The sequence below is a fragment of the Streptomyces atroolivaceus genome, assembly GCF_000717025.1.
Classification (GTDB): domain Bacteria; phylum Actinomycetota; class Actinomycetes; order Streptomycetales; family Streptomycetaceae; genus Streptomyces; species Streptomyces atroolivaceus.
Genome location: NZ_JNXG01000055.1, coordinates 1 through 971 on the forward strand (window position 1 = coordinate 1; position 971 = coordinate 971).

Consider the following 971-nt stretch of genomic DNA (forward strand, 5'->3'; position numbering starts at 1 on the left):
GGAGCGGGAGCGGCTGATCGGCCGGTTCAAGGACGCGCTGGAGCGCACCGGGATGAAGGTCCCGATGGCCACCACCAACCTGTTCACGCACCCCGTGTTCAAGGACGGCGGGTTCACCTCCAACGACCGCGACGTGCGCCGCTTCGCGCTGCGCAAGGTCATCCGCAACATCGACCTGGCCGCCGAGCTCGGCGCGAGCACGTATGTCGCCTGGGGCGGCCGTGAGGGAGCCGAGTCCGGCGGGGCCAAGGACGTGCGGGTGGCCCTGGACCGCATGAAGGAGGCCTTCGACCTGCTGGGCGACTACGTCACCGAGCAGGGCTACGACCTGCGCTTCGCGATCGAGCCCAAGCCCAACGAGCCCCGCGGCGACATCCTCCTGCCCACCATCGGCCACGCCCTGGCCTTCATCGAGCGCCTGGAGCGCCCCGAGCTGGTCGGCGTGAACCCGGAGACCGGCCACGAGCAGATGGCCGGACTGAACTTCCCCCACGGCATCGCCCAGGCCCTGTGGGCCGGCAAGCTCTTCCACATCGACCTCAACGGCCAGTCCGGCATCAAGTACGACCAGGACTTCCGCTTCGGCGCCGGCGACCTGCGCCAGGCCTTCTGGCTCGTCGACCTCCTGGAGACCTCGGGCTACGAGGGCTCCCTGCACTTCGACTTCAAGCCCGTACGCACCGACGGCATCGACGGCGTCTGGGAATCCGCGAAGAACTGCATGCGCAACTACCTCATCCTCAAGGAGCGCGCCGCCGCCTTCCGCGCCGACCCCGCCGTCCAGGAAGCCCTGACCGCCTCCCGCCTCCACGAGCTCGCCAGGCCCACCGCCGACGACGGACTCAAGGCACTCCTCGCCGACCGCACCGCCTACGAGGACTTCGACGCCACCGCGGCAGCCGAACGCTCCATGGCCTTCGAAGCCCTCGACCAGCTCGCCATGGAACACCTCATCGGCGCCCGCTGACACC

General features: G+C 69.5%; 1 protein-coding gene. It reads left to right on the top strand.

The window, feature by feature from the left end; translation table 11 throughout:
* On the top strand, positions 1–967 hold a 967-nt coding region (gene xylA / locus OO67_RS35365; protein WP_033305940.1), incomplete at its 5' end, for a xylose isomerase.
* Between the last annotated feature and the right edge of the window lie 4 nt (positions 968–971).